Raw genomic sequence first — 24,029 nt, 5'->3', positions numbered from 1 at the left:
TAACTTCATTCCTCCATAAAAGCAGTGATTGCCTGATTTAACGCTTCAGAATGTGTCAGGGTCAAGATATGATCAGCATTTGGTATTTCAATAAAATTGATATTTGGAATTTTTCTAAAGTGTTCAAGAGCAAGAAAATTTTCAGGTAAATCCTTTTCGCCAATAATAAATAATGTTTTGGCTGTTAACTCTTCTAATCGGTCGATGGCAGGAGGATTGGGCCATATCATTTCAAAAGCAGGTCCACCCAACACTCGTTGAAACTGATCTTGAAGCATTTGCGTGGCAAGATTTCTTTGCGGACTATGGATAACGACTTGATACATTGGAGAATGTAGCATCAAATCTACCATCTTCTCCACATCCGGGGCAGCCCCCATCACCTTTTGCATTATTTGCTCATATTCTGTGTAACCTTGAAATCCTGATAAAGCAGGAGCAATTAAAACAAGGTTTGTGACTTTTTCCGGATAAGTTAAAGCGAATTCAGTTGCAATTTGCCCACCAATGGAATGACCGATGATGGTTGGCTTATCAAGCTCAAGCTCATCTATAAAAAACCGCATATCTTCCACATAGTTAACTTGGTCTTTCGGAGTTGGTGATTGACCAACACCTCGACCATCAACAGAAATTACTTGATAATACTTAGCCAGTAGAGGTGCCAAGTAATTCCATTCCCGCAAATCAGTACCTCCGCCATGGATCATAACAACTGGATGTCCAGTACCATTAATCTCATAGTACAAATCCATTAAAATCCCCCCATAAAATTCAAGTTTATCAACATTTTATCTTTGAATGAACACTTAGTCAATAAAAAATAACCATTTACTTTCAAGATAATTGGCTATCTATACTTAGGAATTAGAAGATTTCAAATTACCCTTCATTAATTTACAAATGGATAAGAATATTGACGAGCTTTCAGATTGAATCCCTTACATAATCGCCGAACACCCTATGGTTCCTGAGCTGATCCATAATCAATTGGAAATCCTGTTTCTTTTATGCGAGCTAGTGCGTTTTCAAGATCATCAACTTCAATTGAAAAAATCAGGTACTGGTGTCCCGAATCCACCTTATGGAAAGAAACAGATTTAAACGTCTATTTTCTCATGCGAGCCATAGGTTAGGAGTAGAATTTGGAGCAGTGCTTATCCCTGTTGTAGATGCCACTTATAAAGATATGCCGGAAAAACAGGTTTCTCATGGCATCAGTATCACGCGATTGCTCAACAAGTAGGTGGAGCATTTGGAACTGCAGTGCGTGCCGCCAACTTACAGAGTCAATTAATTCATGGACCGATGCTCGATGTCGCATCATGGGTCAATGTGTTCAATTATACTTTCTGGTGAACAATCGGATTTACCACGTGTGCCATTATTCCGGGGGTTTTTCTTCCAGGGAACAGACGGAAATCGTGGTCTTTTTTTTGGATGAAAAGATTGATAAAAGGAACTAGTAGTGTTTAATCACATGAATCCAAAAATAGTTGGTATGACCGACCATAAATGGTTGACCATAAAATATGGAGATAGAAAACCTGTAAAGTATATTTTTTGGGCTTACCAACTAAAGTGTGTAAATTATTCGGGTAATCGGATTTTAGTGTGGAAACTCATTTTTATTTAATTAATGATCATAAAGCACTAATTCGGATTATCATGTAGAAAAATATATTTACTGAAACATAATAATTTTGGGAGTAGAAATTATTTGCGGGGTTTTCTGGTGAAATTATTACATTAACCCTAATGAATTGCTAACTTAACCACATTCTTTCTCATTAGAATGTAGATTTTTTATGACTGGTCGTCCTATATTTACAAGATAATTTACATAACTAAAAAACAAAAATATTAATATAAAGGGTTGAAACTATACACTGGTGTCGGTATAATCTATCATATAAAACGACATAAGTGTATAGTTTATTGTATACCCTTTGTCAATCATTATGGAGGTGGCTTTATGGCACCAAAAGTTAGCGAAGAATATAAAAAAGAAAGAAAAAGAGAATTGATAGAAGTAGCCAAGAAGGTGTTTATCGAGAAAGGATTTGTTCACACATCTATGCAAGATATTATGGACAAGGCTGGAATATCCAGAGGTGCATTCTATAGTTATTTCGATAATATTGATCACGTTTTTATCGAAGTCTTAAAATATGATGACCAAAAAGACATTCAATATTTTGTGTCATCTGATGAAGGTCCAATATGGCCACAATTAAAAAAATGGGTTGAAGAACAGCAATTTTATATTGAGGCAATTGAGCAAACACTGCTCTATGCAAAGGCAGAATTCTTTTTATCATCTAATTACGCAAATAATAAAGATAATTTCCCTTACATTTCTGAACGCTATAAGCGAACTACTGAAGCTATAGAAGAAGTATTGAATGAAGGTATGCTTAAAGGAGAATTTAGACCTCAACAATCTACTCGTTCTATAGCACGGTATCTCCTATCATTTATAAACGGTTTAATGTTGGACACATTTCAATTGGGACATGAACAAACAAAAGTAAAGAATCAATTATCCGTCTTACTTTTTTCTTTAGAAAAATTAATTAATCCAAAATCTGCACTATAAGGAGTGATCACTATGTTGTTTGAATCATCAAGAGTGAGATTAAGAAAGATGACAAAGGAAGATACAGAACTTTATCACAAGTGGAGAAACGATATGGAAGTTATGCATTCCACCAACTCATCTTTAGATGTTTATCCAATGGAAGCAACTAAAGAATTTGTAGATCATGTTATTTTGGAATCTCATTCAGCCAAATGCTATATTATGGTTGAAAAAGGAGATGAAATACCAATTGGCATTGTATCATTAATCAACATTGATTATAAAAATAGAAATGCTGAATGTATTATTGATATCGGGGAAAAGGAATATTGGGGAAAAGGCTATGGTTCAGAGGGTTTGAAATTACTGTTGGATTATGTTTTTTACGAAATGAACCTCCATCGAGTTTCCCTTAAAGTATTTTCATTTAATGATAGAGCTATTCGTTTGTACACTAAAATCGGTTTTCAGGAGGAAGGAAATAGTAGACAAAGTCTATTTAGAAATGGTGAATGGCATGACATCATTCATATGGGGCTTTTGCAAAATGAATACCTTGAAAAGCAAGTAAGAAATATATAAATATGATTATTTTTATCCTTTGTAAGGTGGGGTTATATGGAAGTACAAAGAAATGAAAAGCAATTTAGTGTGATTCCTATTATGATATCTTTGTTGCTGGCGGGATTTATAGGTTTATTTTTCGAAACAGCCTTAAATATGGCTTTTAGTGATTTAATGCAGGTGTTTCAAATAAATGCATCTACCGTTCAGTGGTTAACAACGGGCTACCTTTTAACCATTGGCGTTTTAGTACCTATTTCGGCACTTCTAATCCAATGGTTTTCAACAAGAAAGCTATTTATAACTTCAGTAGTATTTTCTATTTTAGGTTCAATAAGTGCTGCAATTGCTCCAAATTTTAGTTTGTTATTAATAGGGAGAATGCTTCAAGCTATTGGTACAGGAATACTCCTTCCATTAATGTATAATGTTGTTTTAGTAATTATTCCTCCCAAAAAGAGGGGGACGGCTATGGGGTTAATAGGATTAGTAATGATGACATCCCTTGCACTTGGTCCTGCAATTTCTGGGCTGGTGGTTGAAACCCTAAGTTATCATTGGTTATTTTGGTTAGCAATTCCCTTCTATGTAATTGCCCTGTTGTGTAGTGTGTTCTATATGCAAAATGTTTCTACAATAACCAAGCCAAAAATCGATTTATTGTCTATTCTTCTATCTACAGTTGGGTTTGGGGGAATAGTATATGGTTTTAGTGGTGTAGGGCAAACAGAAGGTACATCAATTGCCATAGTGACTATAATCATTGGTATTTTATCATTATTACTATTCTCTATTAGACAGTTCTCTATTAAATCCCCTATTGTCAATTTGAAGGCTTTCAAACAGCCGATGTTTGCATTAGGTACTCTGACTGTGGTAATTAATATGATTATTATTTTAACAGCTAATCTTCTTCTACCTATTTATCTTCAAGACGGTATGGGCTACACCGCTTTGGTGGCAGGGCTAATTTTACTTCCTGGTGGAATCTTGAATGGGATTATGTCACCTATCACTGGTCGATTATTTGATCGATTTGGTCCAAGATGGTTAGTGATTTCTGGTTTTTTCATAGCCTTTGTTGTACTTTGGATTTTCTCCAATGTTGAATCGAGCACATCTGTTGAAGTAATAATCACACAGTATATGTGTTTGATGCTTGGAACCTCAATGGTTATGATGCCAGTGCAAACTAATGGATTAAATCAATTGGATACAGAGCTATATCCACATGGTTCTGCAATAATAAATACAATGCAGCAAGTGGCAGGTGCCATTGGAACGGCTACAGCTGCAACAATGATGACAATGGGACAACAAAATTATTTATCTGGCATCACCGACCCGACAACACCTGAAAATATAGTGGTTTCTCTCACATCAGGAGTACAAAATGCTTTTATTTTTGCAATGGTGGTGTCGATTATTGGATTAGTTTTAGCATTCTTTATCAAACGTGTAAAAGTTGAGGACTGAACACAAAAACAGCATTACTCTAATCAAGAAGTAATGCTGTTTTTGTTTATTGTCTTAAAATATGTTGCAAAAGGAAAATGAAATAATGACATCTAATATGCTTAACCTACCAAATTTTAAAATTATTGATATGGATGAGAGTGAATTTGATTATAGATTCTTAGTTGAGACCATTTTACCGCCTCCCTCCTACTGCCCAAAATGTGGTACTGTTGCAAACTTATATAAGCACGGTAAAAAGAAGCAGTTATTTTTCGACCTACCAATGCACGCTAAACGTGTTGGAATTTATATAAAACGACAGCGTTATAAATGTCGAGAGTGCAATGAAACGTTTTTTGAAACTTTGTCTGATATGGATGTCAATCGTTCTGTTACTAATAGACTTATAGATTGGATTCAAGAAGCCAGTCTTGAAAAGAAATTCACCAGTATTGCAGACGATATAGGCATTGATGAAAAGACTGTACGAAACATCTTTAATGACTACGTTGCAGAACTTGAAGCACAAACAGATTTCAGAACTCCTAACTGGCTTGGTATTGATGAAGTCCATCTGCTAAAGAACTATCGTTGTGTCATCACAGATGTAGAAAACAAGTCGGTAATTGGCATTTTACGAAAACGTAATAAAGATATCGTTATCAGTTACCTGTTAAAACTTCAAAACATTGATAAAATCGAACTTGTTGCAATGGATATGTGGAACCCTTATAAAAGTGCTGTTTATACAGTGATACCACATGCCAAAATCGTAATTAACAAGTTTCATGTTGTAAAATTAGCTAATGAAGCCTTAGAGAAAATCCGAAAAGCTAACCGTCAAAATGTCTCAGCCAAAGAACGCAGACAACTTATGAGAGATCGTTATGTGCTTCCTACAAGACGAAAAGACCATAACGACTTCGATGATCAAATAAAGTTGCAAGTATGGACTGATAAGTTCCCATTACTTGGTCAAGCATACGAACTTAAAGAGCATTTCTTTGACATCTATGAAGCTGAATCAATTGATGAAGCCTATAAACTGTACCAAAAATTTGCTGCATCAGATTTTGAACGGGATTTTTTCTTGATAACTTTTTCAACCCAAAGCCAAGTGCGGAAAGGAGTTATGCGTGTTTCTTTACTCCGAAACTTGAGTTATATACTATAAATTTTATAATGATTTCTCAAGTCATAAATATCATATTTTCTTATTTCTTTTGATTTATTGAACGATCATCCAGTTCATATCTTTCTCTAAAGTGAGTACATATTGTGAAATTTGCTCTCCCTTCGTCGTTTCATCCAGATACTTCACAGATACCCAGACTTGTATCTGGTGTCCTGATTTTTGGAATACTGGATTGATTAGTTCTGAAAATATATAGTTTTTCCTAATCGGTGGTAAGGCATTATCTTTCACATAATAAGCAAGTTCTTTATCAGTGGCGGTCGGATAAAACGTAAAGAATGTTTCCAAAAACTCTGTTACTTCATGTACAGTATCGGAATTAACTGTCCCATTACTTTCGGGCTGTTTTGGTTCATAATCAGATTTTTTCGGTAAGCTCCACAAGGTAGGGTTTTGAGTAATTACCAAGTTTCCTAACTTATCTTGATGAAGTAGAATACGATAGGTAGAGCGTACCCATTGGCTACTTTTATCCTCTGAAATTTTTTGTTCTACCGAATAAACAACAGCATAGGTATCCTCGTTTTCCTGCGATACTGACCAAATGTTTATATTACCTACACTAGAACTGGTAGGAATATCGTTCCTTACGGTATCTACATTTAAAGCTTGCAGTTCTTCTGTCAGATAATCAGTAAGTTTTTCTGTTCGTTCTTCCAATGATTCGGCTTCATTTTCCCACGTGTAATAGTCTTTCACAAAGTTTCTTGTAAAGCTTTCAATCGCAGTTGTATCTACCATATGGTTCTGCACAATTTCTCTTTCATGAATGGTATGTTGATCAATGGAGGTAAAGTTTTTATAGATTCCAAACGCTAGACTACTGATTAATAGAATCCATAAAAAAAGATCGGACTTTTTACGCTTTCCAACCGTTTTCACTTTTACCTTTTTCGATTTCTTTGGCTTTTCCTGTTTTTCTTTTTTACTAAAAGGGAGGTACATGCTATCCCATCCTTTCTATTGTTTAATACGTCCAGATCCAATCAGGTGCTTTTGCCAGTAAGAAGAAGTTAAATCTGCATAACCAATCGGATCTCCAGCATTATACATCTGATTATTTCCAAGGTAGATTCCTACATGGGTGACATAGGTTCCTGCATTATATGTGGAATGAAAAAACACTAAATCCCCAGGCTTTGCTTCCGATAAAGGTATCGACTCGGTTGCGTCATACTGTTGCTGTGCTGTTCGAGGCAAGTTAATCCCTGCTTTTTGATAACTCCATTGTGTCAATCCACTACAATCGAATGAAGTCTTTGGATTATCACCACCAAAGACATAAGGGAACCCTTCATACTTTAAAGCTTCATTCATTACGATCTGAACTAATTCATCATCAAATTGCGGTGAGATAAAATATTGACTAACTAAATCGACATAAAACATATTGCCATAACGGTAACGCCAACCACCGTTTTTCTTTACAGCTATCGGATTCGAGTAAGTGACTTTGCTGCCACCTGAACGTTCCTTCGCAAAGTTTTCTGCAAGTTCAAAGTTGTACTGGGAACCTCTTTTCGCGACATAATCAATAAAAGCACCGCCATAGTTGTAGGCTTGAATAGCTGTATTGCCATCAACATCACTTCTTTCTGCAGAATGTAATAAATCTGAAAAGTATTTAGTTCCTTGTTGAATTGAAGCTTCGGTATCTAAAGTATTGGGTGGAAGTCCCAACGATTCACTACTCTGCATCACATCTTTTAATTTTCCACCACTCTCTACTTGGATAATGGCTAGTAAGGTAGAGACATACTCACTAATTCCATATTCTTGTGCATATTTTTCTACCATTGGCTGATGTTTTAACACATCTTTGGAGACCGATACATCATCTATATCATGGATGAAATCCCCGCTATCAGATGAATGTTCTTCATTTGATATAAAAATAGCTACAAATGCTAATAGCCCTAAAAAAGCAAGAAAACCTAATCCCCCAGCAATTAACATGACCTTTAATTTCATGACTTTCATCAGCGTTTCCTCCTAGTTGCATGGATTGGACGCTTAGTGATTTGTTTCTGGTTTGTACGTTTCAACGGTTTAGAGGGACGCTTGATGATTGTCCGACTATTTTTTGGTCGGGAAAGTTCTTCATTGGGAGATCGGTTTTCTTTTTTAACAGGTTGTTTGGGATTATCAGTAAAATGCTCTTTTCTGTCTGGACTCGATAACTGTCGTTGTAATTTGAATTTCTTCATATGCTCGCTTTTTGCGACAGGTCTTGTCTTTTCTTTTTGTTGAACAGTTGGGTTCTTTAATCTATTTTGATGTGCAGATTCATTGATATCATGCGTGACTGGTCGTTCATAACTAGCAGTCTTTCGAAAAGGGGTACGTTTTTTATCCAATGCTTGTCGCCTATCTGCAATCGTTTGACGATGTTTTGCTTGACGGTCTGCATGTGTTTTTTGTCTCTTTTCCTTTGCTTGCTTCATGCCTTCTTTAAAATCACGGGCTGGTTTTGTAAGCTGTTCTTTTCCTTGCATCACCGCATATTGAGCAGTAGTAGGTAAATCATGTAGTTGTTCTTTACGATGATCTATATTTGCACGGAATCGACTTTTCGCACCAAGCACTTTTCCTGTGACTTGACCTACTTTCTGACTTAAAGATGATGATTTCGTACGGTCAGTTGGCTGTTCTTTGTTATTTTTGGTAGTCGATGTTAACCGTTGTAATGGGCGTAGGGGAGAGAACGAACCTTTTGTTTGCTTTGACTTTCCAACCATTGCCCCGACCGTTGCTCCAGCAGTTGCCCCTGCAAGGGTGCGTCCGATTGTTCGCTGTAATCGACGACTACCTCGATTGAACATTCGATAAGGACGACGCATGACTTGACGTCCGACTTGTTGCGAATCATTACTTTGCAGTTTAAACATGCTCATAATGTCACCGAGTTTCATGTAAATCCCTGCAAACGTCACGATCTGCAAAAAGGCAATCAAGAAAAATGGAAAACTTGTTGTTAAACTGTAAAGCATGGATGAAATACTAAAAGCAACTGTAATAATGAGCGTGATACCAGCTCGAAGCATAATTACATTAAACAATTTCATAATCGCCTGTTTTCCCATGTTTTCAAAGGTGGGTATCATGGAAAGTAGAAAACTAATTGGTAAAAACATCGCATAGATAATAAACAAAATTTGCGAGAAAATCATAATTCCCGATAGTAGAAACACGAAAATAGAGATACCGATATTAAACAGAAATAAAAAGAAGACCATTCCTAAACGTGTGGTGGTCTTCGTAATGGTTAAGTTTTTATTGTCGTGATCTTCAATTTCTGCTTTGACAGCATCTTCACGATCTTTCCCGTTATTCGTATCAGGATTGATAGAAACTAAGTTTTCAACACGTTCTTCGCCAATCGTTTCTTTATCCGAATCATCAAATTGTAATAATATCCAAGGCTGTTCCACTTGAATAGAAAAGAGGTTATTCCGTATCATATCGACACTATCTTTTCCTTGGCTACTCGAATTCGGCATCAGGATTTTAGTACCTAAATCTAAACTTGCTTGACTAATATCTGCTGAAAAGTCATTAATTTTAGCGATATACGTTGGGGCATAGGCAATAAAGGAGGCCGACAAAATAAAAACGACTAAAAAGTTTAGGATCGCTCGAATCGCTTTCGTCGTTTCCCGTTTTATTAATCCTGTATAAGCCACATAAATTCCAATCACTAAAATGAAAAGAAGCAAGAAACCCACATAAAATCCCGAACTGCTGAAACCACTTGCCGTAATCCCGGCTAATGTTTGCATGTTTTTTCCGATAGCGTCTGCCGTTTGTGAAATGAAATCGAGTGAATAAGCCTGTTGGATTAAATAGCCTGTCGCATTAGATAGATACAAGCTTATAATCCAGATAAAATTCGTGATTGTGTATAGGCCATACATCACTTGTTTTCCGATACCATCATTCCAATTCCATGGCAGCCAATCCCAACCTGTGTCTACATAAAAATCGAGTTGGTAATGATCAAGCGGATATTTAGAATACAGATTATCTTCTGACACCGTATCATCAACTAAGCCAGCTGCTTGAGCTAATGTTCCAAGTAAAAGAAGACATAGAAAAACGGCAGTACCAATAAGTACCACCGTCAAGACAATCTTTTTCAGTTTTTGTTTATTCAAATTAATCGCCACCTTTCTTCTCCTGTGTCGGTGGACGCGTGTCAAAAGCATGGAATAATTCTTCAAAGACAGGATGGACTTGAATAATTCCCACACGCCCATATAAGTCTTGAATTAAACATTGGCCGTTTTCCAGTTCCCGTAATCGCCTTTGATTCGATTCATCTTCCGCATCCACACCAAAGAATTGAAGGGTTTTCTTTATTTCTGTCATATCCCTGGAACGGAAAGCAAACTTGACGCCGATGTTATTTTTTAATTTTTCATCGGTTAAATCGTCGGCATTCTGGGTAACAAAGTAGACACCAGCATTCATTGCACGCCCTGCACGAACTAATTTATTTGAAAGTGTTTTTCCTTGTGCAACTTGTAGAAAGCTCCAAGCTTCGTCCAAATCAACAATTTTAAAAATGCTACGATCGGAATGTATAAAGTCTAACGCAAAAGTAGAAATGACAATCAGCATGGCGACACTTAATAATTCCATCGTCGTATATTCCTCAAAACTTGTTTCTGCGTCTGGTAACACTAAATCTGCCACTTGAATGATATTCAACTGTTTTTCTAAACTAATCGAATTTTCCACAGTACCATCCGAAAAGAGAAGGTGGGCAAAGTCATAGTCGGTAAAACTTTCGATATGGTCAGCAATTGGATCAGCTAATGGATTAGGATCACTTCTAAGTTCATGAATCACAAGAAGCAAACCACGTTCTTCCTGTTGACCAACAGCTCGAATCGCTCGTCGTAATACAGGGAATTTATCTCCATCCCGACTGGATATACCTGTGAGGAAAGTAAGAATATCAATCGCAAGACTTTCCGAGTCCTTTTTCTTTTTCATAATGACAAAAGGATCAAGTAATCCTTTGTTGGTATCGTCACTTGTTAAATTAACAATATTTATTTCGTGAGCAATTTCAGGTAACGTTTCTTTCCATTTCCCTCGTTCCGCCTTTGGATCAACAATGAGGGCTTGACCACCAAAGAGAACCGCATAATAGACAAGTAGATTATTGGAAAAAGATTTACCTCCACCAAGTGAGCCTAAGAAAGCAGAAGCTAAGGCATTCGTGACCGAACCTTTGACGCCTTGACTAGCAAGGCTAGGGTTGAGATAGACATTTCTTCCCGTATCCAAGTTGTAGCCAAAATATATTCCTTCTGTTTCTCCTAGCATTTGTGTTGCACCAAACCCAAGGCCTGCCAAAAAGTCAGAGGTCACGTACTGGATATAATCATTCATATACCGCTTACTAGCAGGGATAAATTCACTGTGTAAACCGATTATATCTCCAAATGGACGAACAAGTTTTACATTCAAATCATCATAAAAATCTTTTACCTCATTACAACGCTGTTTAAGTTCGTCCAAGTTAGGAGCAGACACGCGAATCACGTAGCTTAACTTATACATCGATTCTTTACTTTGGTCGAGCACATCTTCTAATTCATTTACCTGTTCCAGCGCGTCGATGACATTGCTGCCAGTTTCATTATCGGATTCCCAGGCATGATTATCCAAGTCTTTAAGTTCCTTTTTCTTGTTCCGAACGGTAGATAATGCTTTTTTATTCGTTACAATTTCTACGTTCATGGAAGTATCAATTGGAAAATCAAATTGTTGTTGTTGATAATAAAAGATTTCATCTGACGGAAATTCAAGGTCACCGACAATGGAATTTATCGTAAAGTAGGCCACATACGTGGTTTGTTCTTCCTGTTCAATTTTTAAATAACGTTGATTTTCCTCAATTAAACAACGAGTCGGTTTAATCAGATCATAACGCTTCACTAAAGTTTTCTTTTTTAACTTCTTAAGAGGTAGGGCATAATCGTACTCGTCATAAGCTATTCCAGTTTGGCCGTGAAGATGTTCAATCAGATAGCCAAAGTCATTTTTATCTAGAGGGCGTACCTTAAAACGTCTCGAAATTTTGTTTTGCAATAAAGATTCCATTTTAGAGAAACGTCTAATTTCTTCATGAGGCATCGAGACAAAATCTCCCATCAGGTGATGGTTTACATCAAGGACAAATGAAGAAAGTGAATTTTTGATGTTTTTCCCCATTGATTTCATACTGACTTCTTCTTCATTCAACAACAGCTTAAAACCAATAAAGAAGCGGTAGTCGACTTGATGTTCGCCAATCATGGAGACAAGGGCTTCCGTTTGGTCGTCAATACGTTCATAAGCAACCTCTTGTAATCGCCCTGTCACTAGCTCCTTGCTTTGTTCCTGTACCGAGCGGATACTGCTTGCGGTACTGATCTGCAAAGCATGAATTTTACCGTCTTGATTTTGGGCAATCAATTGACGGAAATGGTCATGCACCTGTATTTTCTCATCCTCCGATAAAAAGGAATAATTATATGGCAACAGCTCATAATACGCGAAACATTCGCCGTCATGATTGAAAACAAGATTATTTTCAAGGTATTTAATCGGATAACGCATGGACTTCACTCCTAACAGCGGTGATATTTTCATTTACTTTCACACGTTGTAGTTTGATAGGTTTTCCTGCATACGTAACTTTAGGTCGAAACCAATATGTCAATGCAGACTTGAAAAAGCTATACGGTTTTTTACCATCGAATGTTTTTTGACTCATAAACCAAGTCAAACCAACTGGAATTCCAACATATTTTAATAACGCCCCATCAATCAAGGAGAGGGGAGGGCGGTTTCCAAGTAGCATGACAGCTAAAAGAGAAAGCACAAACCATGACATTTGGTTAAAGGTCACTGGGAAAGGTAATCGAAAATCATTAATGGCATAAATCACTTTTTCGACTGACCAAATACGGGTATAACTTTTTAGTTTTTTCACATGAAATCATCCTTTCATCAATAGAAAAAGCAGCCTGTGCGATAACAAGCTGCTTCTCCATCTATTGGATATATTCAAACACACCATGAGACGTAACAAGAAAATTACCGCTGATTTCTAAGTCACGTCCAAAAGCTTCATAATCAATATAGTTTTGTAGATTGGCAGGAACTTCTCCAAGTGCTCCTGTTTCCTCTACGAAATACCTTGCGACATCCGCCATATTCTCACAATCAGGATAATACATAATATCATCTTGGTGCTCCAGCAATTCTTCTATACTATTAAACCAATAGCTTTGAACTTCGGAAAGAGAATCATAAAGAGGCGTACCCTCAATTTCTGCGACCATTGCACATAATCGGTTCACTTCTGAAATAGGTGTATATTCGCCAATTTCAAAGGGAAGTTCGTAATCGAAGATTGCATATTCTTCATACTCTCCATTCAAACCGATACGTTCTTTCACTTCCTCAAAATCAATAGGTGGTGAGAACCAAGCACCATTAACTTCCCCTTCATTATATTTACCAAGATTCGTTATAAAAACTTGCATTTCCATAAAAATTCACATCCTTTTCATTAAAAATAGCCATAAAAAAGCAGCAGCTTATTATCTGCTGATACACAAATGAGGCTTGTTAATCCCTACCGCACTACCGTTTGGTCCACCATTTTTTTGTAGAACATAAGAAGACCACTTATCTTCCACAAAAAAACGGTACAATTTAAGACCCTATGATTCGATTAAATAGGTTTAACAACACGTCTTTCACACCAGCCGCATTAAAGACTAATCCTACTGCAACCAAAGCAATAATTAAAAAGCCAATTAGTTTGGAAAACTCCCGTTTAAAGCCTAAATAAATTCCAATTACGACAATCGCCATTAATACTAAAGATTGTGCATTACTTAAAAACCAATTGTATAAATTCTGGCCAAAGTTCATTTGATTTTCTCCCTTCATAAGTTAATCATTCGTTATCTGACTGTGGTTGAATCACTTTCCCTAAAGGAATGGTTTGTTGCATGAGTATTTTTTGATGGCGCTTGGATAACTCTGTCTGTTCCAACATATCCTTAATTACACTCGTTTGATTGAGTTCATCTATCTTTGTCGCTAGTTTCCAAGTGGGGGCGACTTGATGAGCTAGCCATCTGAGTGTCTTATTAAACGTATATGGTTCAGGTTTTGTCGTTAAAGAAATTTTTCTATTCACGCCTAAATCCAAAAATCGTTGCCATTCTTTATTCATTTTCCAACTACTGCGACGTTTTTCCTCGTCTTTATCGACAAAACGAATATATCGATTAATAATAGAAAAGGCGGTTCGACCAGCATCTTCATACATCATTAAATCCACAACTGCATGGTATGCACGATCATTCTTTAATCGAATTTCAAAGCGATTTTTCACATCTGTATCTTCGAGAGATGTGCCATGCTTCACGTATTGTTCATAATCCTTTTCATACGCACAAAAGTACACGTCACTTTTTAAAGAGCCGATATATAACGTATTTCCCATGTCAGGCTTGTCTTCACTCTGCACAAGTTCACCAGAACGGTAACTTTTAAAACTACGAAAAACTGAGATACATTCTTCATTACGGCATTTGTTCGTTAAAAACGGAATATCCAATACGCTTGTCTTATCGTTTATCGCAAGATCAATTCGTTTAAATACGCCACCAACACGAAACACTTCCATAAAAAAATCGAACCATGTTCGTTGCTGGGCTAATAAAAAGTTTTCAAATTGACGACATCCTTTCCCTTTAAGTTCGAGTAAACACCCTTTGTCTTCATCAGGAGAAACCATGACGACAATATCACCAAAAACGTATTGTTCCATATAGGAGTAAAACGCATAGTCCTCGTGTAACATGTATTCCATTTTGAGTTTTAAAATATCTTCAATGACAGGCTTCGGATTTGTCGTTAAAAATCGAATCCGTACATAGTCAAATAAGATTTCCAAAGGAGCAGCTGGATTAAATTGCTCTAAAATATCGAACAAAGCAACTTGCAGTGAATCGGAAGGAGTTACTTTTCCAGTTTCGATTTCACTAATATATTGTCTTGAAATTCCAATATGAACAGCCAGTTTATTTTGCGATACACCGTATTCCAGTCGTTTTTCCTTTAATTGTTGATACCAAGGTACTTGATTCATGTGCATTCCTCCAAACAAAAAAAGATGTCAACTAAAAGTTAAAAGCTGACATCTTCTCCATATGCTCCAAACCGTTGCGCCATCAGGTGTTATTGGCTTTTGGAACAGTTTCTTATTGTTTTTCTACCCCCCTGTTAGAAATGGGGGGTAAAGCGTGGCTGTCGCCACGCAGGCTTTGCCCAGCACAGCGGCTTACGCTTCGCACGCCGCCGCACTGGGCAGCCTTATTGAGCTAGTTTCTCTATCTCTTTTAAAAAGTCATGATCCTTTGGCACAAGTGGTGTGTAAAATTCGGTAATGACATTATCTCCTTTATCGACATAGCCACGTCCTTTAATCTGTTTTAAGAAAAATTGTTTTTGGACGTCGCTTCCAAACATCATGCCATATCCTAGTTCAGACATCCTTCCTAAAGCAACACGAAAATTAAATTGATCTCGAATCCCATCCCCTAAATATTTTGCATCTGGCCGCTGACAAGCAAGAATAAGAAAGAATCCAGCTTGACGACCTAACATGACAATCTGTTTTAGTTTCGTTAATACAGCTGTACTTTCTTTAGACGCAAGCATTTCCATAAAAGCTACGTATTCGTCAAAAACTAAAAAATGAGGAGCTAAGCCAAGATAAGCATAGTTTTCCCCTGTTTTATATCCTTCCATCTGTTTCATTTCTTCACTTCGAGCCATCATATCTTCATAAAATTGATCAATACTTGCCATCATGTCTTCCTTTTTATAATATACATCAGGCATGACGGTACTGAGATCGGCTAAATCGGCATTTTTCGGATCTAAAATATATAACTTGGCATCGGTTTTTAGCAGCGCTTCAATCAACGTAAGAATAAAATACGTTTTTCCACCACCTGTTCCGCCAGCAATCAACATATGTGGCAGCTTATCATATTCCCAATCCATTGATTTCATGAGCTTTAAGCTACCGTTTTGCGCAATGACTTCATCAATCGAAATTCGGTTCGCAATCATATCATAGAACAGGACATACTCCACATAGGAATCGTGTAATTCTTTTGATACCAGTTCACAGTACAGACCACTTTCTAACTTCTTTTCTAAATTTAACAATGGCTCTTGATATTTGCCAAGTGTTATTTCTACTTGAATATGAATCATGCCTTTTTCATACCGATAATACATCTTTGGAAAATGACTAATTTGTTCTTTCGCCTTACTAGATGGGATATCTTTGAAAAATCTTTCATTCATCACCTGTTTTGTTACATACCACTGATTGTCTAAAATCATCTTTGCGAGCTTTTGTCGATGCATCAACTGTTTTAGATGGTTGTAACGATACCGATAATAAACAAAAGCACAAATTGCCACCATGACCAAACTAATGATTAGTGAAGTGAATCCATACGTACTTACAAAATGAGTTTGAAATGGATCAAGTTCCCACGTTGTTGCAAACAAAAATCTCACATGAAAAGGGATAAAGAAAACGAGCCATACACCAAACAATCCAAAGAAGATAAATTGAAAAAAGAGAGAGGCGTCACTTGGTCGGATGGTGCCGCACCCCAAAAGTTAGAGTGAAAATCTGACTTTTGGGGTGTTTTTATATGGCTAAATATAGTTATGAATTTAAATTGATGATTGTAAAAGAATATCTTGAAAATTCCTTGGGCTATGGATTGCTAGCGAAAAAACATGGTATTCCAAGCCAATCACCAATTGAGAGGTGGGTTCGTGCTTATAAAGAATTTGGTGAGGACGGGCTACGCAGGAAGCATTCTAAACAAGTTTATCCTGTTCAATTTAAGTTAGATGTATTAAACTTTATGAAAAGGACAGGCGCTTCTTATCAAGATACCGCGATTGTTTTTAAGATGAACAATCCCACATTAATTGCGAACTGGTACAGAATTTTCTGGAATGAAGGTATAGAGGGCCTGCAAGATAAATCGAAAGGACGGCCTCCTATGTCTAAAAATCATAAAGCTAAACCAGCGAAACAAGAAAAAGAGTTATCTCGTGAAGAACTGTTAGAACGCGAAAATGAACTTCTGCGCTTAGAGAATGCCTATTTAAAAAAGTTAAAAGCTTTTCAGGAGAATCCGAACGCCTTCCTCGAAAAGCACAAGCAGCGTTGGCGTTCGAACTCAAAGAAGAAGGATTCAAATTAAAAGATGTGTTAGAAATTGTGGGTATTCCAGAGGCGACTTATCATTACCATATGAAGCAATTACAGAAAGAAGATCCAGATAAAGAGTGGAAAGAAATCATCCTTGAGCTTTTTCAAAAGCACGAGGGTAAATACGGATATCGTCGTATTTATTTAGAGTTAAAAAGCCAAGGTTATGTAATAAATCATAAAAAAGTCCAGCGAATTATGAATGAAATGGGTTTAAGGTGCGTGAAATTCACACGTAAATCTCGCTATAAATCGTATAAAGGTAAGGTTGGAAAAGTGGCTAAAAATCGCTTGAACCGTAGATTTAATACATCCATTCGCCTTCAAAAACTAGTGACAGACGTGACTGAGTTTAAATGTACCGAAGATCAAAAACTGTATTTAAGTCCAATAATGGATTTATATAATGGTGAAATTATATCCTATGGTATTTCTAACAGTCCAACATTAGATTTCGTTATAGCACCGTTAAATCAAGCACTAAAAATTATTAAAAATGAAGCTGAATATCGAACAACGATTCATTCTGATCAAGGTTGGCACTATCAACATAACAAGTGGATGAAAACATTAAAGAAAAACAAAATCTTTCAAAGTATGTCTAGAAAAGCAACATGTGCGGATAATGCGGCAATGGAAAATTTTTTTGGCGTTCTAAAGCAAGAAATGTATTATGGGGAAAAAATAGTGTCTTATGAAGAGCTAAAGCGAAAAATTGAGGATTACATTGATTACTACAATAATGAACGTATAAAGTTAAAATTGGCTGGTTTAAGTCCAGTACAATACCGAACTCAAACCAGCCAAACAGCTGCATAATAAAAACTCTAACTTTGTGGGGTCACCACCGATTCGCTTCCCTCTTTTTCGGTAAAATTTCATTATTTATCTTTGTTAGGTGTAGATTTTTGATTATTAGTGCTTGGTGTTGCCGTTTTCCCTTTTAAAATTAAATCATCTGCCTTGATATACCAATCCACATCCGCACCACGAAAAGTTGCATTTGCGACTGTATCTGCGACAGGATTGATCAGTTCTACTTCTGCATTATAATCAAAGTCTTTTAATGGAACAGAAGCAGGGATACTCACTTGAATCATGCGACCTTGTTCACGTGACTTTAAATCATAGGTGCGTTCCTTTACTTCTGTTGATACCGTACCATCTTCATTTTGTAAAAACACTTCCCGGCGTAATGACGAAAACTTTAATAATCCGAATGTCTTTTCTTTATCAATGACAATTCCTTCTGCTAATCTCATCACTTTTTCCTCCTTATGCTTTAACCATATCGTCAGCATGTAAAATGTATTTTGTAAAACCACGATCACCAATTTTATAGCCTTCTGCGGTAATTTTGGCATTGACTAACTTCACTTTTTCCTCATGTTTAAAGAATTTCTCTCCAGCTTCTTGTGGCAAAATCACCTCAATATCATCTGCACGTTGAACATCGGAATACAAATTATAACTACGTGACAATGTTGTCATGCGCCCATTAATACGACGCTGTTCCACCTTACCTTCTCCAGCATATTCTAAATTACCAAATGTTTTTTCCATGTTTGGAATGACATGTTTTAATTCCATTTTTCATTACCTCTTTTTCTTTTTTACTTTCTACTTAGAAATACCAAAATCCCCTTTTTCAGGATTTAACCTGTTAAAAGGGGATTAGAGTTTATCTTAAATGATTCTATAATCCAACTATGAGTCAAAATATAGACCTTTTTTAATAATTGAATAATAAAATCCTTGCGTTTTATGAGAATTATTATTTAATGCTTTTTATCTTGATGACTTTTTAAAGTTTTACCCGCTTTAGATTTCGCAGATTTACTACTATTTTTTGAAGCGAGCGTTTTACCAGCCTTACCTACTTTTCCGCCACTATGTTTCACCAAAATTTATCACCTCACATATCACTATTACTAAATGTCATTTCAACTTTTAACATCTAATCTCTTCTCATTTGAACAATATTCCCTCTGTTATTGTCTGCTAACTTTTCCAATGGAATTCCTAAAATTTCTGCCAAAATATCATTCGGCAAACTAATTTTGTATTTCCTTTCCAACAAATCTGATAGAGAGTTTTCCCCAATGATCCCTGCTTGTTCTAGTAATTCAAACGCTTGCTTCATAACAGTAGGTTTAGAAATAGGATGAACCGTATCAAATGGTTCGCTTCTCCTCCATCCCCTTGAACTCATCCTTTTTTGTAATCGTAGATACTGCTCTGAAGATACTAATCCCAGACTTTTTGATCGATATACCATGCTTGCGGCAGAAACTTTCCACTTTGATTTTAGATTAAGGTACGCATCTAAGTTATCTTCATATCCTTTTATATCTTCACAAAAAGCTTCTGAAGGTAATAAAAAGTTAGACGCAAAAATGTTCGCCTCTTTCTCCATTTCACGATATTCCTGTGGATTTAACTCTTGGGGATTTACTTTTTCTGAATGTAATACCCAATGAGCTAATTCATGTGCCAAACTAAATTGTTGACGAAAGAAAGAGTTATTATCTTGGTCAATTAAAATGCAATAATAATTTTTCCCATTCACCTTTGTTTGACTACCAAATGCATCTACTTTTTCAGATTGGGAATTTATTGCTGCAACTTGAAATCCATGTAACTCAAGCAAGTGAAGCATATTCTTGATTGGCTTATCCCCTAATTCCCATTTTTCGCGAAGTTGCTTTGCTGCTTCAGCTGGGTTTTCCGATAATTCCAACTCTCTCAAAACTGGAAAATTAACATAGTTTTCAAAGAAATTAGCTAATACAGCTAGATATTTTTTTAACATTTCACTCGGTTTTTTTTCAGATTGCGTGGATGTTAATCTACTTCTATAAAATGTACCTAATTCATTGTAAGTAAATTCATCATCTTGTTGAAAATATTTTAATGGAAAACCAAGTGCAAATATTATTTTTTGATATGTTTTAGCACTTGGCTGAGCATCGTTATGCTCATATTTCGAAATCATTTGTTTTGATACTCCAACCCTATCTGCTAGTTGGGGGATGGACATTTGTCTAAAACGACGCGCTTCCTTCAATCTATCTCCATTGAAAGATATTGTCATTATATACCACTCTTTCTATTTACTTAATCATCTATTGTTTTATTTATATCTTTTAACGTTACCAAGGACTGTCTTGACTCAACAGAATCACTTGTATCATCACTCATGATGTTGTCTCCAAAATATTGAGTATCCAATAAATCAGAAATATCCCTCTCACTCGACAATAAGAAATCAGAAGTATATTCTTGCAATAATGCTGCGATTGCTTCATCTTCATGGTAAGTAACACTTACCATTTTCACATTTTTTATATTCGAAGCATCTTTTCCAATCATTTTCTCAATATCTTTTTGTCTTTTGAGATTTAGTTCTTCTATCTCCTCATTAGCAATCGGAATAAACTCCAATTGTTCATTATGCATTGGCAGTAAACCTATGTTTTTTAGCAAAAAACTAACAGAATAATGGGAGCTTTCTCCTTTTTTCATATATTTTTTTTCTGACTTGAGACAAATTATTTGCGGAAAATAATAGATATAATACTCCATTACTACGATCAAAAACAGGGTCAATTTGCCAAAGACTTGTCCTTTTAATATGAAAAACTTCTATTTCATCGAATTTGCTAAACTGAGCTTCCAAGTCGTCACTTCTTCTTGCCCATACACTAGCATATAATCCATTTTTATTACTTTTTGAAATTGCTTCTTCAAAATCATCTACAACATCTTTATTAGTAATCGACATTGCGTGTAAAATACCTTCTATAACGATTTGTTCCATATCGGTAGCGATAGCCATTAGAGACACTCCTAACTATGTAGTTTAGAAGTATCATATCATCTCAGTTGACGTTTTGCAATCTTTTTCCGATTAAAACTTACGATTAATAGATTTAACGTGAAAATGTCCCTTTATTTTAACTTAAATAAAATTTATACAATAAAAATATTTATCTTCATAACAAACAATATTAATAGTGTTGTATTTTAGACTGTATCAAAGTGTTTTTTATTTTGAATGGTCCAATTTCACTTTTCAATTAAGGCGGAGAACGAGAGATATTCATTTAACATCACACTCCTTACGCTTCTTGAATGCGATAATCTATACGTCCATAAATCACACACCACCTTATTTTGGGCAATAAAAAATCATGACAGATAAAATTTGTCACACGTTAGTTTTTTAATCTATAAAACTTCTGCAATACCAGCCATAATATATTCCGAACATGGTACAGCTATCGCATTGCCAATTGCTTTATATCTAGCATAATCACTTATCGCTTCGTCTTTATGTCCAAGGGCTGTCCATCCCTCTGGTAATCCCATCAAACGTTCACATTCTAATGGAGTAAGTTGTCGGATATAGCCCTCTTTTTCTTCGTCTTCGTACCAAAAAGAAAAGTTATTGACTGATCCCGCTAACAAAGTGGGGAAGGGATCGTTTGTTTTTCCAAAGCTTCCTTGGAACCCTTTTTTATTTTTTTCTTTGGCTGTACTTCGCATTCTTCTTTCTTGAAAGGGTCGGATGATGGGTATTTTCCCCCTTGCTTTTTGAGTAGATATTCTACTGGTAATGGGGGAGGACAGCCAGCTCTCTCTGCAAGACGTAAAAACCGATTGCAAATCACGGGCTTTAAATAATATTTCTGTGGCACGTGATCCCCCAAAATCTGCCACGAGAAAGATACGTCTTCTTCTTTGAGCGAGTGTGGGCTTTCCCCAATATTGGGCATCCAACAATCGCCAAGCGATATCAACATCATTCCCTCGGACCATTCCAGCATTTGCCCAGACTCCAGAAGTAGGCATTGGAATTTCGGTATTTGTGAACGATTCAAGCACGGCCTTAAAATCCAGCCTGTTATTTGATGAAAAAGCTCCCATGACGTTTTCCCAAACAGCGATAACTGGATATGTTCCATTCGTTGCACACCTCATTTCTTCTATAATTCGGATTGCGTGATAAAATAAACTCGATTGACTTCCTGTAAGACCTTCTCGTTTACCAATATTGGATAGGTTCTGACAAGGGGAACCAAATGTAATGATATGAACAGGTGAGATTTCTCCCCCTTTTACTTTTGTAATATCCCCTAAATGATAGATGTTAGGAAAATGTCGTTTCGTAATAGATATGGGGGATTTTTCTATTTCACTTGCCCATATTGGTTGAATCCCATAATGAGAAGCAGCTAATGGAAATACACCTATCCCATCAAATAAACTTCCTAAAGTAAGTTTTGTCATATTCCACCTTCTATTCTCCGTTTTTAGGCGTAAAAAAAGACGTTCATTTTATTTGAACGCCTTACATTTTTTATTCTATTGTGTTCCCACACCCCAGATCAATTACCACTGAAACGGTAATGTGGTTTTTCAGTACTTTATTTCTCGTTTTTTCACCTTCTCCTACAAACACGAAATGCTTGTGAAAGTGTTTAAAACTAAGGATTTCTATATAGTTTCCCTTTGTAGCAACGATACACACTACACATTCATAGAATTGATTATACAAAAATAATATATTGTTTTATGATTCATAAACTTCTTGTCATTCTCCATCTTTCAGTAATATAGTTTATAAAACATCCTTTCCAAAGTACAAACAAAATTTAAATAAAACGTTTATTTTCGTATTTACTATATTTCACATGAACTTGTAGCAACAATTTGGAAATTCAGTACAAACTTTTGCAATTTTCCGGTAGTTTAAAAGAATTTTCTTTATTAAAACGCTCATAAAACATGATTCCGTTTAAGTGATCTATTTCATGCTGAATAACAATAGAGGAATAACCTTTAAGTTTCAACACTATCTCTTCTCCCTTTATATTAAATCCTTTCACTTTAATTCTCTCATATCTAGGGACAAATCCTTTTATATCCCTATCAACTGAAAGGCAACCTTCACTCGGTGGTAGGTAAATCATAGAAATTGAATGACTGATTATTTTAGGATTAATAAGCATATATTCATGTTGGATACCTTTCTCATCTGTTAAAAAAGCAACGAACATCCGCTTATTCAAACCAATCTGATTTGCTGATAAGCCAACTCCTGCTCGCAATTTATATTTTTCAGACAAATCGTGGTCTTGACTATTTTTCAAGAAATTCATCATACAAATTAATATTTCCTTATCTTCTTCTAAAGGAGGTATCATCACATCTTGTGTTGGTTGATGTAGAATTTCATTACCCTCCCTCACAATATCTTTCATGGTCAGCATATAATTCAAATGAAATTTACTCATAAATAAACAATTCATCTACCTTTACTTTTAATGTTTTTGATAATTTAAAATCCAACTCCAGTGTAGGATCATATTTATCATTTTCTATACAATTTATTGTTTGTCTAACAACTCCACACTCCTTGGCAAGTTGCTCTTGTGTTATCCCCAGTTTTTTTCGTATTTCTTTAATTTTATTTTTCAATGGTATCACCTATGTCAAAATAATTGGACATTACTATTTTAACAATTTTTCCTAGTGTGTCAATAGCCTTTAAATGATTCACTTAATTGTCCTAATTCAAATAGTAGTTTTTATTCAACTCCTTAAGTTTGTTCACAACTAAAAATAACTTTTGGCGGGGAATAACCTTCAAAGATAGTATTGAAGTACTAATAATATTATAAATATTAATCTCACTCTCTAAAAAACGAATACCCAAAAAACCCTAATATACAGCGACTTCAAAACAAATAAAAAATAAAAAAGAGATACTGCTTTTACACAATATCCCTCGTTTTTCTCCGTTTCCTCTGGCGGAATCTTGGCGGAGAACCTATTCATTTTTAATCATTTCATCCATTTTACGTACCATCGAAATGCAGTCAAATCAACGTTTTCACTTC

Annotated in this window: 25 protein-coding genes and 1 pseudogene; 7 read left to right on the top strand and 19 right to left on the bottom strand. The window is 35.8% G+C overall.

The genetic code is table 11. The features are described from left to right. Positions 1 to 5: 5 nt before the first annotated feature. The gene (locus B2C77_RS04645; RefSeq protein ID WP_077702588.1) at positions 6 to 755 is read right to left on the bottom strand and encodes an alpha/beta fold hydrolase; all 750 of its coding nucleotides are present in this window, start codon (positions 753 to 755) and stop codon (positions 6 to 8) included. A gap of 329 nt (positions 756 to 1,084) precedes the next feature. Between B2C77_RS04645 and B2C77_RS21575 the strand changes: the two genes are divergently transcribed. From B2C77_RS21575 to B2C77_RS04625, 5 genes are all read left to right on the top strand, one after another. Then, positions 1,085 to 1,246, top strand: coding sequence for a hypothetical protein (locus tag B2C77_RS21575; protein WP_176087272.1), 162 nt, complete (start codon positions 1,085 to 1,087; stop codon positions 1,244 to 1,246). 729 nt (positions 1,247 to 1,975) lie between these two features. Next, on the top strand, positions 1,976 to 2,599 hold the full coding sequence (locus B2C77_RS04640) for a TetR/AcrR family transcriptional regulator (RefSeq protein WP_077702587.1): 624 nt from the start codon (positions 1,976 to 1,978) through the stop codon (positions 2,597 to 2,599). Between the two features lie 12 nt (positions 2,600 to 2,611). Then, positions 2,612 to 3,163, top strand: a complete 552-nt coding sequence (locus B2C77_RS04635; RefSeq protein ID WP_077702586.1) for a GNAT family N-acetyltransferase — start codon at positions 2,612 to 2,614, stop codon at positions 3,161 to 3,163. A 36-nt stretch (positions 3,164 to 3,199) separates the two neighbouring features. Further along, positions 3,200 to 4,621: an MDR family MFS transporter gene (locus B2C77_RS04630; RefSeq protein ID WP_077702585.1), complete on the top strand. Its 1,422-nt coding sequence runs from the start codon at positions 3,200 to 3,202 to the stop codon at positions 4,619 to 4,621. A gap of 97 nt (positions 4,622 to 4,718) precedes the next feature. Further along, the gene (locus tag B2C77_RS04625; protein ID WP_254843936.1) at positions 4,719 to 5,777 is read left to right on the top strand and encodes an ISL3 family transposase; all 1,059 of its coding nucleotides are present in this window, start codon (positions 4,719 to 4,721) and stop codon (positions 5,775 to 5,777) included. Positions 5,778 to 5,831: 54 nt separating this feature from the next. Here the strand turns inward: B2C77_RS04625 and B2C77_RS04620 are convergent, their stop codons facing one another. The 9 genes from B2C77_RS04620 to B2C77_RS04580 all read right to left on the bottom strand — a co-directional run bounded on the left by B2C77_RS04620 (position 5,832) and on the right by B2C77_RS04580 (position 16,514). Continuing rightward, positions 5,832 to 6,743, bottom strand: coding sequence for a conjugal transfer protein (locus B2C77_RS04620; protein WP_077702584.1), 912 nt, complete (start codon positions 6,741 to 6,743; stop codon positions 5,832 to 5,834). Between the two features lie 15 nt (positions 6,744 to 6,758). Then, entirely contained in the window at positions 6,759 to 7,769 is a 1,011-nt protein-coding gene (locus B2C77_RS04615) for a bifunctional lytic transglycosylase/C40 family peptidase (RefSeq protein ID WP_077706829.1), read from the bottom strand. An 8-nt stretch (positions 7,770 to 7,777) separates the two neighbouring features. Beyond that, complete coding sequence (locus B2C77_RS04610) at positions 7,778 to 10,003, bottom strand: CD3337/EF1877 family mobilome membrane protein (protein WP_229720106.1); 2,226 nt, start codon at positions 10,001 to 10,003, stop codon at positions 7,778 to 7,780. Next, entirely contained in the window at positions 9,954 to 12,410 is a 2,457-nt protein-coding gene (gene tcpF, locus B2C77_RS04605; protein WP_077702583.1) for a conjugal transfer ATPase TcpF, read from the bottom strand. The genes B2C77_RS04610 and tcpF overlap by 50 nt, the downstream gene beginning before the upstream one ends. Further along, positions 12,394 to 12,786: a conjugal transfer protein gene (locus tag B2C77_RS04600; RefSeq protein ID WP_077702582.1), complete on the bottom strand. Its 393-nt coding sequence runs from the start codon at positions 12,784 to 12,786 to the stop codon at positions 12,394 to 12,396. The genes tcpF and B2C77_RS04600 overlap by 17 nt, the downstream gene beginning before the upstream one ends. Before the next feature lie 61 nt (positions 12,787 to 12,847). Then, positions 12,848 to 13,348 (bottom strand): antirestriction protein ArdA, encoded by a 501-nt coding sequence (locus B2C77_RS04595; RefSeq protein ID WP_077702581.1) that lies wholly within the window; start codon positions 13,346 to 13,348, stop codon positions 12,848 to 12,850. A gap of 166 nt (positions 13,349 to 13,514) precedes the next feature. Beyond that, the gene (locus tag B2C77_RS04590) at positions 13,515 to 13,736 is read right to left on the bottom strand and encodes a hypothetical protein (RefSeq protein ID WP_077702580.1); all 222 of its coding nucleotides are present in this window, start codon (positions 13,734 to 13,736) and stop codon (positions 13,515 to 13,517) included. A gap of 25 nt (positions 13,737 to 13,761) precedes the next feature. Further along, complete coding sequence (mobT, locus tag B2C77_RS04585; RefSeq protein ID WP_077702579.1) at positions 13,762 to 14,964, bottom strand: MobT family relaxase; 1,203 nt, start codon at positions 14,962 to 14,964, stop codon at positions 13,762 to 13,764. A gap of 224 nt (positions 14,965 to 15,188) precedes the next feature. Then, positions 15,189 to 16,514, bottom strand: coding sequence for a type IV secretory system conjugative DNA transfer family protein (locus B2C77_RS04580; protein ID WP_141130680.1), 1,326 nt, complete (start codon positions 16,512 to 16,514; stop codon positions 15,189 to 15,191). 38 nt (positions 16,515 to 16,552) lie between these two features. Here B2C77_RS04580 and B2C77_RS04575 point away from each other — a divergent pair, with 38 nt between their 5' ends. Continuing rightward, positions 16,553 to 17,116, top strand: a complete 564-nt coding sequence (locus B2C77_RS04575) for a helix-turn-helix domain-containing protein (RefSeq protein ID WP_077701823.1) — start codon at positions 16,553 to 16,555, stop codon at positions 17,114 to 17,116. Beyond that, positions 17,077 to 17,943 (top strand): annotated as a pseudogene (locus tag B2C77_RS04570) (IS3 family transposase); the annotation flags it as partial. The gene B2C77_RS04575 and the pseudogene B2C77_RS04570, both read left to right, overlap by 40 nt. Positions 17,944 to 18,005: 62 nt before the next feature. Here the strand turns inward: B2C77_RS04570 and B2C77_RS04565 are convergent. The 9 genes from B2C77_RS04565 to B2C77_RS04525 form a co-directional block, all read right to left on the bottom strand. Beyond that, positions 18,006 to 18,386, bottom strand: a complete 381-nt coding sequence (locus B2C77_RS04565) for a YdcP family protein (RefSeq protein WP_077702578.1) — start codon at positions 18,384 to 18,386, stop codon at positions 18,006 to 18,008. A gap of 13 nt (positions 18,387 to 18,399) precedes the next feature. Beyond that, complete coding sequence (locus tag B2C77_RS04560) at positions 18,400 to 18,714, bottom strand: YdcP family protein (RefSeq protein ID WP_077702577.1); 315 nt, start codon at positions 18,712 to 18,714, stop codon at positions 18,400 to 18,402. Between the two features lie 188 nt (positions 18,715 to 18,902). After that, positions 18,903 to 19,028: a hypothetical protein gene (locus B2C77_RS22310; RefSeq protein ID WP_283248477.1), complete on the bottom strand. Its 126-nt coding sequence runs from the start codon at positions 19,026 to 19,028 to the stop codon at positions 18,903 to 18,905. Between the two features lie 53 nt (positions 19,029 to 19,081). Beyond that, positions 19,082 to 20,218, bottom strand: a complete 1,137-nt coding sequence (locus B2C77_RS04555; protein WP_077702576.1) for a helix-turn-helix domain-containing protein — start codon at positions 20,216 to 20,218, stop codon at positions 19,082 to 19,084. A gap of 23 nt (positions 20,219 to 20,241) precedes the next feature. Then, positions 20,242 to 20,610, bottom strand: a complete 369-nt coding sequence (locus tag B2C77_RS04550) for a hypothetical protein (RefSeq protein WP_077702575.1) — start codon at positions 20,608 to 20,610, stop codon at positions 20,242 to 20,244. A gap of 4 nt (positions 20,611 to 20,614) precedes the next feature. After that, a complete protein-coding gene (locus B2C77_RS04545) occupies positions 20,615 to 20,962 on the bottom strand; it encodes a DUF5986 family protein (protein WP_077702574.1) in 348 nt (115 codons plus the stop codon). Between the two features lie 392 nt (positions 20,963 to 21,354). Further along, the gene (locus tag B2C77_RS04540) at positions 21,355 to 22,416 is read right to left on the bottom strand and encodes a DNA cytosine methyltransferase (RefSeq protein ID WP_077702573.1); all 1,062 of its coding nucleotides are present in this window, start codon (positions 22,414 to 22,416) and stop codon (positions 21,355 to 21,357) included. A gap of 431 nt (positions 22,417 to 22,847) precedes the next feature. Continuing rightward, a complete protein-coding gene (gene def / locus B2C77_RS04530; protein WP_077702571.1) occupies positions 22,848 to 23,423 on the bottom strand; it encodes a peptide deformylase in 576 nt (191 codons plus the stop codon). Continuing rightward, positions 23,416 to 23,607 (bottom strand): helix-turn-helix transcriptional regulator, encoded by a 192-nt coding sequence (locus tag B2C77_RS04525; protein WP_077702570.1) that lies wholly within the window; start codon positions 23,605 to 23,607, stop codon positions 23,416 to 23,418. Before B2C77_RS04525 ends, def begins: the two co-directional genes overlap by 8 nt. Positions 23,608 to 24,029 lie beyond the last annotated feature (422 nt).

Origin of the sequence: Virgibacillus dokdonensis (assembly GCF_900166595.1) — a bacterium.
GTDB lineage: Bacteria > Bacillota > Bacilli > Bacillales > Amphibacillaceae > Virgibacillus > Virgibacillus dokdonensis.
This window is presented reverse-complemented; position numbering and strand designations above follow the sequence as displayed.